The sequence below is a fragment of the Rhodococcus sp. NPDC059969 genome (genome assembly GCF_042738325.1).
Taxonomy (GTDB): Bacteria; Actinomycetota; Actinomycetes; order Mycobacteriales; family Mycobacteriaceae; genus Rhodococcus_F.
In genome coordinates this window covers 120,059-135,205 of sequence record NZ_JBHWUF010000002.1, presented here as the reverse complement: position 1 = coordinate 135,205, position 15,147 = coordinate 120,059, and the positions used below count along the sequence as shown (strand labels likewise).

18 protein-coding genes are annotated in these 15,147 nt (G+C 61.4%); 9 read left to right on the top strand and 9 right to left on the bottom strand.

The window, feature by feature from the left end; genetic code table 11:
- Positions 1-76 precede the first annotated feature (76 nt).
- The 3 genes from ACFWAD_RS09545 (at position 77) to ACFWAD_RS09535 (ending at position 2,426) form a co-directional block, all read left to right on the top strand.
- Positions 77-814 carry an AzlC family ABC transporter permease gene (locus ACFWAD_RS09545; protein WP_378543166.1) on the top strand — a complete coding sequence of 246 codons (738 nt, stop codon included), beginning with the start codon at positions 77-79 and terminating at the stop codon, positions 812-814.
- Positions 807-1,136, top strand: coding sequence for a branched-chain amino acid transporter permease (locus tag ACFWAD_RS09540; protein WP_378543164.1), 330 nt, complete (start codon positions 807-809; stop codon positions 1,134-1,136). The genes ACFWAD_RS09545 and ACFWAD_RS09540 overlap by 8 nt, the downstream gene beginning before the upstream one ends.
- A 141-nt stretch (positions 1,137-1,277) precedes the next feature.
- Complete coding sequence (locus ACFWAD_RS09535) at positions 1,278-2,426, top strand: HoxN/HupN/NixA family nickel/cobalt transporter (RefSeq protein WP_378543162.1); 1,149 nt, start codon at positions 1,278-1,280, stop codon at positions 2,424-2,426.
- Positions 2,427-2,448: 22 nt separating this feature from the next.
- On the opposite strand, the gene ACFWAD_RS09530 is transcribed toward ACFWAD_RS09535, so the two are convergent.
- The 3 genes from ACFWAD_RS09530 to ACFWAD_RS09520 all read right to left on the bottom strand — a co-directional run bounded on the left by ACFWAD_RS09530 (position 2,449) and on the right by ACFWAD_RS09520 (position 4,727).
- A complete protein-coding gene (locus ACFWAD_RS09530; RefSeq protein WP_378543160.1) occupies positions 2,449-2,817 on the bottom strand; it encodes a hypothetical protein in 369 nt (122 codons plus the stop codon).
- 313 nt (positions 2,818-3,130) lie between these two features.
- Positions 3,131-4,126, bottom strand: a complete 996-nt coding sequence (gene gap, locus ACFWAD_RS09525) for a type I glyceraldehyde-3-phosphate dehydrogenase (protein WP_378543157.1) — start codon at positions 4,124-4,126, stop codon at positions 3,131-3,133.
- Positions 4,127-4,148: 22 nt separating this feature from the next.
- Entirely contained in the window at positions 4,149-4,727 is a 579-nt protein-coding gene (locus ACFWAD_RS09520; protein WP_378543155.1) for a TetR/AcrR family transcriptional regulator, read from the bottom strand.
- 129 nt (positions 4,728-4,856) lie between these two features.
- Here ACFWAD_RS09520 and ACFWAD_RS09515 point away from each other — a divergent pair, with 129 nt between their 5' ends.
- Entirely contained in the window at positions 4,857-5,441 is a 585-nt protein-coding gene (locus ACFWAD_RS09515; RefSeq protein WP_378543153.1) for a hypothetical protein, read from the top strand.
- A gap of 80 nt (positions 5,442-5,521) precedes the next feature.
- Here ACFWAD_RS09515 and ACFWAD_RS09510 read toward each other — a convergent pair whose 3' ends face one another.
- A complete protein-coding gene (locus ACFWAD_RS09510; RefSeq protein WP_378543151.1) occupies positions 5,522-5,986 on the bottom strand; it encodes a hypothetical protein in 465 nt (154 codons plus the stop codon).
- A gap of 83 nt (positions 5,987-6,069) precedes the next feature.
- Positions 6,070-6,861 carry a MerR family transcriptional regulator gene (locus ACFWAD_RS09505; protein WP_378543149.1) on the bottom strand — a complete coding sequence of 264 codons (792 nt, stop codon included), beginning with the start codon at positions 6,859-6,861 and terminating at the stop codon, positions 6,070-6,072.
- Positions 6,862-7,108: 247 nt separating this feature from the next.
- Here ACFWAD_RS09505 and ACFWAD_RS09500 point away from each other — a divergent pair, with 247 nt between their 5' ends.
- A complete protein-coding gene (locus ACFWAD_RS09500; protein ID WP_378543146.1) occupies positions 7,109-7,336 on the top strand; it encodes a hypothetical protein in 228 nt (75 codons plus the stop codon).
- Between the two features lie 94 nt (positions 7,337-7,430).
- Here ACFWAD_RS09500 and ACFWAD_RS09495 read toward each other — a convergent pair whose 3' ends face one another.
- Complete coding sequence (locus ACFWAD_RS09495) at positions 7,431-7,847, bottom strand: hypothetical protein (RefSeq protein ID WP_317556243.1); 417 nt, start codon at positions 7,845-7,847, stop codon at positions 7,431-7,433.
- A gap of 147 nt (positions 7,848-7,994) precedes the next feature.
- Between ACFWAD_RS09495 and ACFWAD_RS09490 the strand changes: the two genes are divergently transcribed.
- Positions 7,995-8,627 (top strand): alpha-ketoglutarate-dependent dioxygenase AlkB, encoded by a 633-nt coding sequence (locus ACFWAD_RS09490; protein ID WP_378543144.1) that lies wholly within the window; start codon positions 7,995-7,997, stop codon positions 8,625-8,627.
- Here ACFWAD_RS09490 and ACFWAD_RS09485 read toward each other — a convergent pair.
- Both ACFWAD_RS09485 and ACFWAD_RS09480 read right to left on the bottom strand, forming a co-directional pair.
- On the bottom strand, positions 8,620-10,158 hold the full coding sequence (locus ACFWAD_RS09485) for a class I adenylate-forming enzyme family protein (protein WP_378543142.1): 1,539 nt from the start codon (positions 10,156-10,158) through the stop codon (positions 8,620-8,622). The two genes, ACFWAD_RS09490 and ACFWAD_RS09485, sit on opposite strands and share 8 nt — an antisense overlap.
- The gene (locus ACFWAD_RS09480; RefSeq protein WP_378543140.1) at positions 10,155-10,982 is read right to left on the bottom strand and encodes a crotonase/enoyl-CoA hydratase family protein; all 828 of its coding nucleotides are present in this window, start codon (positions 10,980-10,982) and stop codon (positions 10,155-10,157) included. The genes ACFWAD_RS09485 and ACFWAD_RS09480 overlap by 4 nt, the downstream gene beginning before the upstream one ends.
- 105 nt (positions 10,983-11,087) lie before the next feature.
- On the opposite strand from ACFWAD_RS09480, the gene ACFWAD_RS09475 reads away from it, so the two are divergent.
- A complete protein-coding gene (locus tag ACFWAD_RS09475; protein WP_378543138.1) occupies positions 11,088-11,861 on the top strand; it encodes a hypothetical protein in 774 nt (257 codons plus the stop codon).
- Positions 11,862-11,883: 22 nt separating this feature from the next.
- Here the strand turns inward: ACFWAD_RS09475 and ACFWAD_RS09470 are convergent, their stop codons facing one another.
- Positions 11,884-12,576 carry an SDR family NAD(P)-dependent oxidoreductase gene (locus ACFWAD_RS09470; RefSeq protein ID WP_378446191.1) on the bottom strand — a complete coding sequence of 231 codons (693 nt, stop codon included), beginning with the start codon at positions 12,574-12,576 and terminating at the stop codon, positions 11,884-11,886.
- 134 nt (positions 12,577-12,710) lie between these two features.
- Here ACFWAD_RS09470 and ACFWAD_RS09465 point away from each other — a divergent pair, with 134 nt between their 5' ends.
- Complete coding sequence (locus ACFWAD_RS09465) at positions 12,711-13,628, top strand: LysR substrate-binding domain-containing protein (protein ID WP_378543835.1); 918 nt, start codon at positions 12,711-12,713, stop codon at positions 13,626-13,628.
- A gap of 139 nt (positions 13,629-13,767) precedes the next feature.
- A complete protein-coding gene (locus ACFWAD_RS09460) occupies positions 13,768-15,144 on the top strand; it encodes an MFS transporter (RefSeq protein WP_378543136.1) in 1,377 nt (458 codons plus the stop codon).
- Positions 15,145-15,147: the final 3 nt, after the last annotated feature.

The following is a 15,147-nucleotide window of genomic DNA, read 5'->3' as shown; positions in this document are numbered from 1 at the left end:
ACTATTATTGCGCACCGTTCACTATGTGGGCATTCTGAGCAATCGATCACCTCGATCTTTGTTATAGATTTGCGTCGTGATCGAACCAGCATCGTCGACGGCCGCACCTGCCGTCGAATCCCCGCCTCGAACTCCGGCGTGGCGGCACGCCTTCCAGCTGTCGCTGCCGGTCGGGTTCGGCCTGCTCCCACTCGGGATAGCTCTCGGAGTTCTCGTGGTCCAACAGGGGCTCAATCCTTGGTGGGCAGTTGTTTTCACGTCGCTGATCTACGCAGGATCGCTGGAGTTCCTCGCCGTCGGAATGGTCGCGGCCATGACGCCACTGCCGTACGTCGCACTGACCGCACTGTTGGTCAACTTCCGACATGTGTTCTACGCCTTGAGCTTTCCGCTGGAAAAGATTCGAAATCCCTTCGCTCGCTTCTACAGCATGTTCGCGCTGACCGACGAGGCGTACGCGATGTCGGTGACTGCCGATCCCAAGGCACTCACCGGCCGCACCATCGTCTACTCCCAGCTGTACCTGCACGCCTATTGGATCGGTGGCGCGATCCTGGGCGCAACGGCAGGACAATGGATTCCGGACTCGATCGTCGGCCTCGACTTCGCCCTGACGGCATTGTTCGTTGTCCTCTCGATCGAAGCGATTCGCGCGCAAAACGGATTCGCGGTGCCGGTCGCAGCGGTCACCTGCGCTCTGGTCGCGCGGCTCGCGGCACCGGAACACATGCTGCCAATTGCGATGGGTGCCTTCGTACTCTTCCTGATCGGCCGCTTTGTCTACGACTCACGAAAGGCGAAGATCGATGCCTGACACCTCGTACATCTTTGCGGCGGTCGCCGTCATGGCCGTGGTCACCTTCGCTCTGCGCGCGATACCGTTTGCCGCGCTCATGCCGCTGCGCTCCTCCGCTCTGGTCGGCTACCTGGGCATCTACATGCCGGCCGGCGTCATGCTGATCCTCGTGATGTATTCGCTCAAAGGCGTGTCGATCACCGCACCGTCGCACGGCATACCCGAACTGATCGCAGTGTGCGCCACGATCGCCGCGCATCTGTGGCGAAAGAATGCCGTCCTGAGCATCGTCGTCGGAACGACGATCTACGTCGCCCTGGTCAATACCGTGTTCGCCTGAAGATTTCCCATCCGGGAGCAAAAGAATCTTTACTCCTGGATGGGTGATTTGTAACCTCTAGGCGCTTATCTGAACAGTTGAACACTTATACGATTTCAGTAGTGTGGCCGCCGGCCGCGACTGAAAGATCGGTGAGGTTCGATGTCCACGACGACGAGTACGACGACGGGCACCCGAATCGCCGGAGCTTGGCACAGTCTGGATCGAGGCCAGCGTCGGAGCATCATCGGAATGACCGTCACCGTCGTTGCACTCAACGTCGTCGGGTGGGCGGTTCTGCTCGGTCTGGTCGTACCCGGCCACTACACGATCGAAGGCAGTGTCTTCGGTATCGGGCTCGGCGTCACGGCGTACACGCTCGGCATGCGCCATGCTTTCGACGCCGATCACATCGCCGCTATCGACAACACCACTCGGAAGTTGGTGGCGGACGGCAAGAAACCGATGTCCGTCGGGTTCTGGTTTTCACTCGGACACTCCACGATCGTCTTCGTTCTCGTCGCACTTCTGGCGTTGGGTGTGCGGCAATTGGCCACCAGCCTTTCCGACGACAACTCCGATCTGGAGAAATGGACCGGCTTGTTCGGCACCACCATTTCCGGCACGTTCCTGATTTTGATCGGAATGCTGAACCTTCTGTCTCTCATCGGGATTCATCGGGTGTACACGAAGTACAAGGCCGGAACCTTCGACGAGGAACAACTCGAAAAGGAACTCGACAACCGCGGCGCCCTGAACAAGATCCTGGGCCCGGTCATGAAGATGGTCCGAAAGCCCTGGCACATGTATCCGGTCGGCCTACTGTTCGGATTGGGATTCGACACCGTCACCGAAGTCGGACTGTTGGTGATCGCCGGCGGCGCAGCGGCGACAGGGCTCCCGTGGTATTCGATCCTCGTTCTACCGATCCTCTTCTGCGCCGGGATGGCGCTGTTCGACTCCATCGACGGATCGTTCATGAACTTCGCCTACGGTTGGGCGTTTGCCCAACCGGTACGAAAGATCTACTACAACATGGTGATCACGGGGCTCTCGGTGGCAGTAGCCCTACTGATCGGGACCCAGGAAATAATCTCGATCTTCACCGACAAACTCGACATCCACGACGGAATTCTCGGCGCAATCGGGAACCTGGATCTCGGCGCGATGGGCTTCATCATCGTCGGACTCTTCGTCGTCACCTGGATGATCGCCCTCCTTGTGTGGCGGTACGGCCGCATCGAAGAACGGTGGCAGTCGCAGTCTGGTGCAGCAGTCGCACGACGAGCGACAGCAGACGACGCGATCTGAGTTCGACTCGGTCCCCGCGGAATCATGGGCCGCCCGATAGCGAATAGCTGATGTACGTCTCGCCCCATTTCAGGTATGCACTGGACGTCGCCTGGCCGCGGATCTGGTCATTCTGCCACTGGTAGACATCGCGCCACGGAAATACGGAACTCACTTGCTCCAAGGTGTACTGCTCACGATGGCCCTGCGCGAATCGCTGTTCGAGATCTTCCCGAGTGCGCGGCGGGAAATTGCTGATCAGGTAGGTCCGGCCGAGAGACTCGATGCGTCCTGGCGGTGTAAAGACATCAGCGCTGCGATAAATGAAGGCCAGATAAAGGTAGGCCGCCACCACAATCGTTGCCAGCGCTACCGCGCCGATCTTGAATGCACGTCGAAGCAGGGTCGGCATGGCTCACGGTACAACGACTGCGTCCCGATCTGATGCAGGTCGGCGGCAGCCGCACCTCCCGATTTCCTCGAGCCCAGCCCTCTTTCCGACTAGTACGGTGAGACTAGTACGGTGAGATCACCGGCTTCCGATCTACGGCAACGATGGCGGACTCGCTCGACAACTCAGCGCCCTCTGCAACAGGTGAGGGCACATCGCGGCCAATCATGCGGGCACCACGCACCAGTGCGGTCCATGCGAGGATCCCCCATGGGAAATCAGTTTCCGTCCCACATTCTCCACGACCGAAGCCTTCCGCCCCTGCGTCTACTCGCTATGAGCCAACCCGCTGCGAAAGCTCGACGAGCCGGTTCGAGAATCCCCATTCGTTGTCATACCAGGCGAAAACCTTCACCTGTTCGCCGACGACCTGTGTGAGGGGCGCATCGAAGATTGCCGAGTGGGGATTGCCGACGATGTCGGCAGAGACAAGTGGCGCCTCCGAATAGGCAAGGTAAGACGAGAGTTCGGGAGTCTGCGATGCGACGCGAAACGCTTCGTTGATCTCCACGACAGTCGCCGGTCGTGAGAGATGGGCAGTGAAATCGGTGATGGAACCGACTGGCACGGGGACGCGTAGCGAGAGTCCGGTTAATTTTCCGTCCAACTCTGGGATGATCCGCCCGATGGTGGCGGCGGCGCCGGATGAAGTCGGGATCGTGGACAATGCCGCGGCGCGGGCGCGCCGGAGATCGCTGTGAGGAGCATCGTGGAGGCGCTGGTCGCTGGTGTAGGCGTGGACCGTCGTCATAAGTCCGGACTCGATGCCGAACGCCTCGTGCAGCACCTTCACCATCGGCGCGAGACAGTTGGTCGTGCAGGATCCGTTCGAGAACACGTCCTCCGTCAAGTCGAGAGTGTCATCGTTTACCCCAAGTACAACTGCGGGGACATCGCTGTCGGCCGGCGCCGAAATAATCACCTTTCGCGCTCCCGCTGTCAGGTGTCGGCGAGCGTTGACCGAGTCCGTGAATCGGCCGGTCGACTCGATGACGACATCGACGCGTTCGGCTCGCCAGGGGATGAGGGACGGCTCGCGCTCGGAGGTGACGCGAATGCGCTTTCCTGCAACGAGAATCGCGTCCCCGTCGACCTCAACGCCGTCCAGATGACCGGACACCGAGTCCCACTCCAGGAGCGAAGCGAGGGTTGCGGCGTCGGCGATGTCGTTGATCGCGACGATCTCGACATCCGCATCGCTGCGTAGCGCAGCCCGCAGGTAGCTGCGACCGATACGGCCGAAGCCGTTGATTCCGATACGAACGGACATTGATTTCTCTTTCTCGAGTTGGTCAGTGATCGGTGCGGAGAGCGGACTGGGCGGCGTCGAGCAGGGAAATGGCTCCACGAACCGCCGCGTCCATCGGGCCCTGTTCACCCTGCGCGCGGGCAAGTACATAGCCGCCCTGCAGGACGGCTGCGAGCGTTCGCGCGAGATCCGCCGGGACGATGCTCGTCGGAAGTTCTCCTGCAGCAATCGTGGCAGTGATCGCCCGCTCCCAATCGTTCAGCATGGTGTCGAAGGCATTCGCGACGACTGCGATCAGTTCTGGGTCCGTGACCACTTCCGGGTCCTGGGTCATCCGACCCACCCGGCACCCCCGAATACCCGGCCGCGGCAACGAGAGGTAGCGCTTCATCTGCTCGAGGGGCGAGCCTTCTCCACCCAATGGAGATGACTTGCCCGTCATTTCTCCGGTAACTGCAGACAGCGCTTCTACCGCGAGTTCGTGCTTTCCACTGAAATGGTGATACATGCTCCCCTGACCAACCCCGGCACGTGCCATCACGTCACGTGGGCTCGTCGCCGCATAGCCGCGCTCCCACAACAGCTCTGCCATCGCACCCGTCAGCTGGTCCTTTGAGTTCACGATTCGACTGTAACAACTAGTATGTACAACCTCAACGTAGGTCTGACCGACAGGCCGGCCGGGCGATTGTGCGGCGATCGACCAGAGCATCGTTGCCGTTATGGACGTGGCATCTGCAAGACTCCTGAAATGAAGCACGTCGGGCGCGAAGCAGCGGCACTGCTCAACGGAGTCGGGATAGAACTCAGCGAGGGCCTGACCGACGCCGAGTTCGATTCCCTCCACGAACGGTTTGGATTTCACTTCAACCCAGACCACCGGAGCCTTCTTGCCACTGCGCTACCACTTGGCGACCGTTGGCCGAACTGGCGTAGCGCCGACGACCTCGAGTTGAGTAGTTGGCTGGATAAAGTCACCGAAGGTTTCATTTGGGATGCACTGCATCAACAACCACCGTTCTGGCCGGCATCGTGGGGCACAATGCCCGCCTCACCCGAGGACGTCGCCACAATCGTGCGTCAACAGACCGGAGCGTGGCCGCCCCTTGTCCCGGTCTTCGCACACCGCTTCACGCCCGCCGCACCCTCTCCCTCGGGATCGCCGGTAATCTCCGCATGGCAGACCGACATCGTCTACTACGGGGCAAACCTCCTCGAATATCTCGCCAATGAGTTCCCCCTCGGACAGGGCCGAAAGACACTCACTCCCAGTAGCGTCCGCGTGCCGTTCTGGTCCCGATTCATCGAGGCTGCCAACCGCGCGGAATCGATCTGACCGGCCAATCGAAAACGGTGGCAGTCCCAGCCTCGTGCGGCAGTCGCACGACGAGCGACAGCAGACGACGCGATGTGAGTTCAGTTCGGCGACAAGGCAGCACAGAATTCTCGAGGTTGGTCGACATGCAACCGCAGCCCACCGATCATGGTGAAGCTAGATCCCTTCGACAGCCCTTTCGGTAGCGAGACCGGCAGCGGTCGATCGAATTCGACGTCCACGACAGTCCCGTCGGGCCCCGGGAGAACGAGATGCTCGTCGACCACCGCATTGGCGGTATCACCGAATCTTCGGACCATGCTCACCCGCGAAATCCGTGATCGGTCCACCTCGACACGAATGCCCGTGCCGGATCGAAACACCACCGTTCGAGCCGACACGAGATGCGGGTGCACGACCCGTCCGGCGAGCCAACCGCCAATCGCAATCAGCGACAACACCGTTGCGAGGAGCAGCACGACGCGTAGCCACTGCCACGGAACCAGGAAGTGAATCGCCACGGCCTCGATCACACTCGCCGCGACAAAAGCCGCCGGTATCGACATGGTCCCCCTCGAGTAGCCGAAAGTCGCTGTATCACGAGAACTTCCGTCTACCCTGCCCCTCGAGAGCAACCACAGTGATCGGATCACGCCGTACCGCCTGACATGAGACATGCAGCGACGCGCGCGACCACTTCCCGTTGCGCCGGATCGGGCACCAGATCCGCGATCCCGACCGAGAAGCCCGTACCTGCGGATCCTCCGTCTGAGGACACGTCGCCCAGCACCCCGGCCAACGATTCCTCCAGTTCACCCGACAAGTCCGCGATCTCGTCCGCAGCCTCGGCTACCTCGCGCCCAGCCAATGCAGCAAAGCGGCGGTACAGATCGACAATGCGCTTCCGGTCATCCTCGTCGGACAGCAACTGCGTGGCCGTGGAGAACAGCTTGTGCGGCGCTGCCCCCGAGATCGCCACCAGCTCCCACATGTCGCGTTCCCGTTCGAACAGGCGCCGCACCGAGTCCGTCGGAGACGAGGCGATCAACTCTTCGAACGCCGACACCAGCTCCACGGGAAGCGGCGAGACCACCCGCCCGGCACCTCGCGCCGACAGCATTTCCTCGAGGCGCACCCGCTGGTCAGCGAGGACACGCTGCTTCCTGTCTATCTCTGCAATCAGGGAGGAAAGGTCGTCGGCGAAGTCGTCCGGTTCTCCTGCATCGATCGGCTTCGGCTCGATCATGGCGGCAATTGAGCCGAGCGGAACGCCGGCGGCAGAGAGCCAACGAATCCGCATCAGCCTGACCAGATCGGGCAGCTCGTAAGTTCCGTATCCGTTGGACAGCCGCCTCGGCTCGGCCAACAGGCCTAGTCGGTGATAGTGCCGAACGGTCCGTGGAGTGGCACCCGCCGCCCTGGCCACGTCGCTGATTCGCATACGAACAGGATCAACTATGACGCTACGTCATAGTCAAGGCACGGCATCCCTGGCCGCAGGTCCAAGGTCCCGTTCTTCCTGCGGGGAGTTTCGCAGACGAATGTGGCGGGTATTGATCACTTGCGGCGGCGATTTCCAGAGCGAGGGGTCAGCCGCGCAAGGTCTGCCCCCGGCTGTCACTCGCCGGGTGGCGGGCCGCCAAAGCAAGCGAGCCGCCGAAAACAATCTGCGCCAGGCGATGATTTCGATGCAAACGACACGAATCGACACCATCCTGATTCTGATCGTCGGGACGGCAATCGGACTGAGCGTGTGGCTGGCCACACAGGAACCATTCGCGTCGATCGGACTCGGAATCGCAACGGTCGTGATCTGCTGGATTTCTTGTTCGATGATCCACGGCTTCCCACACCGATCGACAAAGGACATGCGTCCGCGCGAGGACCAGGATCGCGAATCACCGAGGCGCCGTTGACGCCGTGCAGTGATGTGGCCAACCGTGGAGGCCCGGACACAGCGGAGTGAGTGGTTCGCCTGTCGCAGGTGAACCACTCACTCTCGTCAGTTGATCAGACCTCGTCGGGTCGCCACGTCGCGACGGCCCAGATCACAGCGACGTCGAGAGCGATGATCACGATCGACCACAGCGGGTAGTACGGCAACCACAAGAAATTGGCCACGATCGAGAGAGCTGCGATCACGAAGGCCATCCCGCGAGCCCATGTCATTCCCACGAACAATCCCAGCGACACCGCGATGCCGATGATTCCGAGGACGATGTGAATCCAACCCCACGTAGTGACGTCGAATTCGAAGGTGTAATTGACTCCGACGATCAGAAGATCGTTGTCCGCGAGAGCCGCTATGCCTTGCAGCAGCGCGACAATTCCCGCTACGAAGAGCAGGCAGGCTGCCGCCACCGTGGTCCCGATGGCAAAGCCTTGTCGGACAGGATGGTTCGCATGAGATTGGTGCGGAGCAGTCATGACATCCCCTTCATCGGCGAAATAGCGTGAGAACAGTATTCAAAGGTTCGCGCCGACGAACATCACCCAGCAAGGATGAACAGCCGTCCAGCACCACATGTCAAATTCATGGGAACATATGTTCGATTTCGGTGTACTGTGGTCCCTATGACCGCCACGATGCAACCGTCTCTCTTCGACAACGGTGACCTCGGCGTTTCTTTGGCCGATCTCGACGGCACGGTGCAGCGACGCATTCTCACCGCCGGCGCATGGGTCGACCATCGCCCAGCCTGGCTGACGGGATCGGAAGCCGTGTTCGACAACCTGGAAGCTACGGTTCCGTGGCGATCAGAACGGCGCCAGATGTATGACCGCGTTGTCGACGTACCTCGTCTGGTGTGCTTCTACGCGGAGAATCAGCCGCTGCCGGACGCGCTTCTCACCGAAGCCAAAGACGTACTGAGCAGCCACTACTTCGGCGAACTCGGCGAGCCCTTCGCGACGTCGGGGCTGTGTTTCTATCGTGACGGTTCCGACAGCGTTGCCTGGCACGGGGACGACACGGGACGAAGCCGCACCGAGGACACAATGGTTGCCATTCTGTCTCTCGGTGCCGCTCGCCCGCTCCTACTGCGCCCCCGCGGGGGTGGCGAATCGATCCGGTTCAATCTCGGTCACGGCGATCTACTCGTGATGGGTGGATCGTGCCAACGCACCTGGGAACACTGCGTCCCCAAGAGTGCGCGGGCACTCGGGCCGAGAATCAGCGTTCAATTCCGTACTCGCGGAGTCAGATAGCGTCGCGAAGTTGCTCTCGCAGCGCCTTCCGATTGAGCTTGCCGACGGCCGTCTTCGGAACCGATTCGGCAAAAACCACCCGGCGCGGCTTCTTGTACGACGCCAGTCGCTCGCCGACGTGAGTGACCAATGATGCTTGCAGTGCGTCGTTTTCGACGGTTCCGTCCTCGAGGACAACGACGGCGGTGACCGCCTCCACCCACTTGACGTCGGCGGTGCCGACCACGGCAACCTCACGAACAGCCGGATGCGTCAGGAGCGCATCCTCGACTTCACGGGGGTAGACGTTGTATCCGCCGCTGATGATCATGTCCGATGCCCGGTCCTTCAGGAACAGGAATCCGTCGGCGTCGAACTGGCCGATGTCGCGCGTGTGGACCCAACCGTCTTCGGTGAAGGTGTCCGCATTCAGTTCCGGTGCGTTGAAGTATCCGGCGATCGCAGATGGCGAACGGATCACGATTTCACCCGGTTCTCCCTGCGGCACTTCGTGTCCCTCGCCGTCGAGCAGCCTGATCTCGACGTCGATGGCAGGCTGACCACAGGACAGTAGTCGATCCTCCGTGTGGTCTTCGGGCCGAAGGACTGCGATACACAGAGGCGCCTCGGTCTGCCCGTAGTACTGCAGAAAGCGGTGTTGCCCCCATGCCTGCATTGCCCGCTCGATGGTGTCCAGCGGCATCGGCGAGGCACCGTAGATCACGGATTTCAGACTCGAGATGTCTGCGCTCGCGAAATCAGGGCGTTCGAGGAGCATCTGAATCATCGTCGGCACCAAATTGATTGCGGTGGCACGATGCTCGGTTATCGAGTTCAAGAACGTCGATGGGTCGAAACCGGGAAGGACGACGGTCTTTCCGCCGCGGAGCCAGAACGGAAGCACGAACACACCGCTGGCATGGATCAGCGATGCCGCATGCAGCATCGTGTCGTCCTGAGTCGCCGGAAGCAGATTGAGCAGCACATTGCGGCAGATGGCGGCGTAGCTGCGTTGGGTGTGCTGCGCGGCCTTCAACGTTCCCGTAGTGCCGGACGTGAACAGAGTCAGGATCACATCGTCGGGAGCCACCTCGACGTCAGGCATGTCCGAAGGCATGCTCTGCGCTTGGTCGAGCAGAGAACTCTGTCCCTCCGAGTTCGTTTCCAGCCCGATGAATGTCCGCTCGGGAAACCTGGCCGAGAGTTCAGCGGCTCGGTCCGCGAGGTCGTGACCGAAGACGACGTGGGAACTGTCGGTGTCCTCGAGCATCCTCGCGTGCTCGTCGACCGAGAGTCGCGAGTTGAGCGGAACCCGATTGATTCCGGCTTTGACGCAGGCAAAATCGACGGGCACGCTGGCAAGAGAGTTGTTGACCAGCAACGCAACCCGTGCGCCATGCCCGATACCGAGCGCGATGAACGCGTGTGCCAATCGGCTGCTGAGTTCGTCCACTTCCGCGAACGTCATCGATCGATCGCCGAAGACGACGGCCGTTCGCGCCCCGTGCTGTCGCGCGCCACGGACGATCAGGTCTCTGGTTATGGGCATCATGGTTCAGTTTCCTCGTTCGAATTCCGGTTGTTCTCGAATCGGCCGTGCCGGCCGGCGCCCGCGGCGAACGCAGCAGCGCCGCGTACACCTTCAGCGATGACAATGGGATTTCCTGCAACGCCCTCGGCGCGCAGCGCTTCGGCAAGTGGTAGATCAAACGATCGGTAGGCTGACGCGCGATCCGCGAGCATGCAAAGTTGCGGAAACGCGGTCAACTGGTGTGCAAGTTCCTTGGCTGCCTGGAGTGATTGCCCTACTGGAACAACACGATTGGCCAGACCGAAGGACAGCGCCTCCGGAGCGTCGACCGGACGACCGGTCAAGATCATGTCGAGTGCTCGCCCCTGCCCGACAATTCGCGGCAGTCGCACGGTCCCTCCGTCGATGAGAGGAACTCCCCAGCGTCGGCAGAAGACTCCGAACACGGAATCTTCCTCGCAGATCCTCAGGTCCGCGAGCAACGAAAGTTCGAGCCCTCCGGCCACCGCGTATCCGCTGACCGCGGCGATCAGCGGTTTGGACAACACCAACCGACTCGGCCCCATCGGACCGGTGCCGCCGCCTTCCGGGTGCAACTCGTGCACGCGGGCGGGGTCGGAGACTGCGGTCAAATCCGCACCGGCACAAAATGTGCCGCCCGCACCCCACAGAATCGCCACCTTCTGGCTCTCGTCCGACTCGAACTCCAGGAAGGCATCACGCAATTGCGCCGCCATCGGTCCGTCAACCGCGTTCTTGCGATCGGGGCGATTCATCACGATGACGGTGACGCCACCGTCACGCTCCACATAGACATCGCCACCTGGTCGATCGGAGTCGGTCACGATATTTCCTCACTGCTCGCGGATAAGGTTTCCCGGTACCCACCATGCCACTTGTAACAGAATTTGTCAGGAGTTGTTCAAAAGTTGTTACAAACTGATCGAGGAATGTCCGCAACCCGAGTTGTGCTGGACCTCGCAACGGCAAGCCCGGACACCGAGTTCAGCACCGCTGTGCTGACCCGGGCCGGCGAGATTGTCGGCGTCAGCGCATCGAGCATTCGCGTGGCAGCGGGCCGTCTGTGCCGCGAGGACAAACTGCGTCGCACCGCCCGGGGAACGTACGTCCTCAACCCGGACGGCATCCCCACCTACAGCGAGGTCGAGGGGTGGCGAACTCGCACCGATCGCATACGCCCCTGGGACGGCACCTGGATCGCCGTCGAGCACTCAGGGCTCAAACGAAGCGACCGCACCGCCGCCCGCCGGCACGATCAAGCGTTGCGCCTGGCGGGCTACGAGGACTGGAAGCCCACACTCGCCGTCCGTCCGAACAATCTAGGCGGCGGAATCGACAGCGCTCGCCGCACTCTCCGCCGACTCGGCGCCGCTCCCGAATCGTCGCTGATGGAGGTTGATCACCTTACCCCCGAGGATGATTCGACTATCCGTACGCTCTGGAACTCGGAGGCGCTGTTGGCCGACATCGCCGAGGCTCGCGAAGCACTCACACAGGCGCAAACCCGCCTGGCGGCAATCAGCCGCGAGGAAGCCGCCCGCGAATCACTTGCCCTGGGCAGCGCGATCATCGCGGTCATCGTCCGCAATCCACTACTTCCGGAAGAGCTCGAACCAACGCAGCCACTGCGAGAGTTGATCTCGCACATGCTCGAGTACCAGGATGCATCTCGTGAACTGTGGCAGTCACTGCTCCAATTCTGATCGGCTTCCTCCAGAAGGTATTTCAATACGTTGCGCGGCCACCGCTGGCGTCGTACACGGCACCGGTCGAGTAACTCACCGCAGACGACGACAGCCAGGAGATCAGTTCGGCGATCTCGTCCGCCTTCCCCATCCGCGCCATCGGCGTCAAAGATTGCGAACGGGCGAGAATGGCAGGATCGGTGCCGGCATTCATGGGGCTTTCCACCGCCGCCGGCGCAATCGCGTTGACCAGCACTCCGGTGGTGGCGACCTCTTTGCCGAGTGATTTCGTCAGCGCGACAACGGCCGCTTTGGACGCCGAATACGCACTCTGATTCGGGTTTCCGTCCTTAGCAGCAATACTCGCGAGATTGACGACCCGTCCCCACCCCGACGCAACCATCCCCGGTACGAATGCCCGGCACATGAGGAATGTTCCCTCGACGTTGATGCGGAACGTACGCTGCCAGGCCGCAAGATCAACCTCGACCAGCGGCGCTGACGGCCCGACAATTCCCGCACTGTTGATCAAGATGTCGACACTGCCGACTCGGGCACGAAGCGCGTCGACGGCGACCGGGTCACTCACGTCGAGTTGTTCGTGCGCTCCCTCGGCAAGATCTGCCGTGATCACCCGAACTCCCCTCTCCGTCAGCAACTTTGCGCTGGCGGCACCGATTCCGCTCGCACCGCCGGTGATGAGCGCGGTGACACCTTCCGGATAACTCTGCATCCTCTTCACTCCTGAGTTTCTGTGCGTTACGCACTCAATTTATGTTGCAAATAGGCATAATTGCCGTCACACTGTGTAGAAATTCTGAATATATGGCGTTTGTCGTCGACGTCAAATACCTGGAGGCGTTGTCGATGGAAACCCGCTGGTTGCACGCGTTCGTCGCGGTTGCGGAAGAACTTCACTTCGGACGGGCCGCGTCACGGCTCCAGATGGCGCAGTCGCCGCTGAGCCAAATGATCCGAAAGCTCGAAAAGGACATCGGCGTCAAGTTGTTCGAACGGAGCACCCGCAGCGTCGCACTCACGTCCGGCGGACATGCCTTTCTCCCCCACGCCTATCGCGTCATCGAGAACATGGAGACCGCACGGCACGCTACGCGGGCGTCGTCGGGAGGCGTCTACGGACGAGTCACGATCGGATTCACCGGAGTGCTCAATTATCAAGCACTTCCGCCACTCACCCGCGCGTTGCGTCAGCGCTATCCCGAAGTCGAACTGACACTCCTCGGCCGGATCATGACGCGCGACGCGGTCATTCAACTCGAGAGCGGCGCCCTCGATCTCGCCTTCGTCGGGCTACCGGTGGAATCCGCATCGCTCTCTACCCGACTCATTCGACGGGAGGCGTTCGGCGCCGTGCTTCCGATCGACCATCCCCTTGCCGAGAGGGACGCGATCGATCTCCGCGAATTGGCCGGCGACGGATTCGTGACCACCCCGCTCTCGGCCGGCTCGGCACTGCAGGAGACCGCGATGCGGGCTTGCATGAACGCCGACTTCAGACCTCGCGTAGTCCAGGAGATCACCGATCCGTACATGATCCTGATGCTTGTTGCTGCCGGCGTCGGCGTAGCCCTGATGACATCGGGCATGGCTGCGATCACGCCCCCTGGCAGTGTGTTCGTCCCGCTCACCGGCGACCCGACGTACATGAATCACGGAATTGCCTGGTCACCACGGCACATGACCGATGCGCTCGCCGTCGCACTGGAGACGTCGGAGGAGATTCTGCCTACCCCGGACATTGAGACCAATAACGTCATTATCTGAGACTCATTTAGTGTTGGACGCGCCATAGTCCTTCGTGGCACTGTCGTCTCAGCCGCCGAAAGGTGAGGGACGTCACCGATGCGTGGTGCATCTCCACACGTGCCACCACGGCCGGCCCATCGGGACGAAAGGACTTCACATGGCACCTCCGATTACCTCCACCGGTTCCACGAACTCGACCGAGGAACATCCGAATGCGAACGCGCGCCGCGCCGCCGTTTCGGGCTTCCTCGGCAGCACCCTCGAGTACTACGACTTCTTCATCTACGGCTCCGCGGCCGCGCTGGTGTTCCCCAAGATCTTCTTCCCCGGCGGCGGATCAACCGCAACCCTGCTCTCGATCAGCACCCTGGGTGTTGCCTACGTCGCCCGCCCGCTCGGCGCGGTGCTGTGGGGTCACCTCGGCGATCGCTACGGACGTAAGAACGCACTTCTCGCGTGTCTTCTCCTCATGGGAGTCGCGACCGTCATCGTCGGTTGCCTGCCGACCTACGACCAGATCGGCATAGCCGCACCGATCATCCTCGTCTTGCTCCGCCTGCTTCAAGGGCTCTCCGCCGGCGGTGAATCCCCCGGCTCGTCGGCGCTGACACTCGAACACGCACCTGATCACCGTCGCTCGTTCTTCACCTCGTTCACCATGAGCGGGATCATGTTCGGCATCGTCATCTCCAGCCTGGTATTCATCCCGGTGGCAAGCCTGCCCGACGAAGACCTCTACTCGTGGGGTTGGCGAGTTCCGTTCTGGCTCAGCATCATCGTGACCGTGGTCGCGCTCTGGTTGCGTCGTGCCCTCGACGAGCCCGAAGTGTTCGAAGAACTCAAAGAGCAGGACGAGACAGCGGGAATCCCCGTCGTCGAGATGTTCCGCTCGCACTGGCGCACCGTGATCCGCATCAGCATGAGCTCGACCTTCGCGATGATCAACACCATCGTCAACGTCTTCGCGCTGGCGTACGCCGTCGAATCCGGATTCGAACGCTCCACGATGCTGTGGGCCATCGCGACCGCCAATTTTGTTGCCGTACTGACGCAGCCACTGTTCGGCATTCTCTCCGATCGCTACGGGCGCAAGCCGATCTTCGTCATCGGTGCGATCGGAGCGGGGCTGATGATCTTCGTGTTCTTCCATTCCATCGGAACCCAGAGCGTTCCCATGGTTTTCGCTTCGGGAATCGTCATGATCGGCATCTTCTACGCGATGCCCAACGGTACCTACCCGGCGTACTTCCCGGAGCAGTTTCCCGCGAAGGTCCGATACACCGGTATGGCTGTGAGCCTCATGCTCGGTCTACTCGTCGCCGGCTTCACACCGGCTATCGCCCAAGCGATTTCGGCCGGAGACAAGAGCAACTGGACGCCGGTTGCCTGGATGTGCCTCGGCTTTGCAGTCGTGTCAGCCATCGCTGCCATGACCGGGCCGGAGACGTACCGGACGCCCACAGCTGAACTGGGCCAACCGAAGCCGAAACTGCCGACCAAGCAGGACTCAGAGCTCACCAGCAACAACGCTTGACCG

What these genes read in the sequence shown, in the direction of transcription:
- ACFWAD_RS09500 (WP_378543146.1), top strand. Translation starts at nt 7,109, where the DNA reads ATGCAAACGACACGAATCGACACCATCCTGATTCTGATCGTCGGGACG.
- ACFWAD_RS09535 (WP_378543162.1), top strand. Translation starts at nt 1,278, where the DNA reads ATGTCCACGACGACGAGTACGACGACGGGCACCCGAATCGCCGGAGCT.
- ACFWAD_RS09510 (WP_378543151.1), bottom strand. Translation starts at nt 5,986, where the DNA reads ATGTCGATACCGGCGGCTTTTGTCGCGGCGAGTGTGATCGAGGCCGTG.
- ACFWAD_RS09540 (WP_378543164.1), top strand. Translation starts at nt 807, where the DNA reads ATGCCTGACACCTCGTACATCTTTGCGGCGGTCGCCGTCATGGCCGTG.
- ACFWAD_RS09485 (WP_378543142.1), bottom strand. Translation starts at nt 10,158, where the DNA reads ATGATGCCCATAACCAGAGACCTGATCGTCCGTGGCGCGCGACAGCAC.
- ACFWAD_RS09505 (WP_378543149.1), bottom strand. Translation starts at nt 6,861, where the DNA reads ATGCGAATCAGCGACGTGGCCAGGGCGGCGGGTGCCACTCCACGGACC.
- ACFWAD_RS09460 (WP_378543136.1), top strand. Translation starts at nt 13,768, where the DNA reads ATGGCACCTCCGATTACCTCCACCGGTTCCACGAACTCGACCGAGGAA.
- gap (WP_378543157.1), bottom strand. Translation starts at nt 4,126, where the DNA reads ATGTCCGTTCGTATCGGAATCAACGGCTTCGGCCGTATCGGTCGCAGC.
- ACFWAD_RS09470 (WP_378446191.1), bottom strand. Translation starts at nt 12,576, where the DNA reads ATGCAGAGTTATCCGGAAGGTGTCACCGCGCTCATCACCGGCGGTGCG.
- ACFWAD_RS09495 (WP_317556243.1), bottom strand. Translation starts at nt 7,847, where the DNA reads ATGACTGCTCCGCACCAATCTCATGCGAACCATCCTGTCCGACAAGGC.
- ACFWAD_RS09515 (WP_378543153.1), top strand. Translation starts at nt 4,857, where the DNA reads ATGAAGCACGTCGGGCGCGAAGCAGCGGCACTGCTCAACGGAGTCGGG.
- ACFWAD_RS09530 (WP_378543160.1), bottom strand. Translation starts at nt 2,817, where the DNA reads ATGCCGACCCTGCTTCGACGTGCATTCAAGATCGGCGCGGTAGCGCTG.
- ACFWAD_RS09490 (WP_378543144.1), top strand. Translation starts at nt 7,995, where the DNA reads ATGACCGCCACGATGCAACCGTCTCTCTTCGACAACGGTGACCTCGGC.
- ACFWAD_RS09475 (WP_378543138.1), top strand. Translation starts at nt 11,088, where the DNA reads ATGTCCGCAACCCGAGTTGTGCTGGACCTCGCAACGGCAAGCCCGGAC.
- ACFWAD_RS09465 (WP_378543835.1), top strand. Translation starts at nt 12,711, where the DNA reads ATGGAAACCCGCTGGTTGCACGCGTTCGTCGCGGTTGCGGAAGAACTT.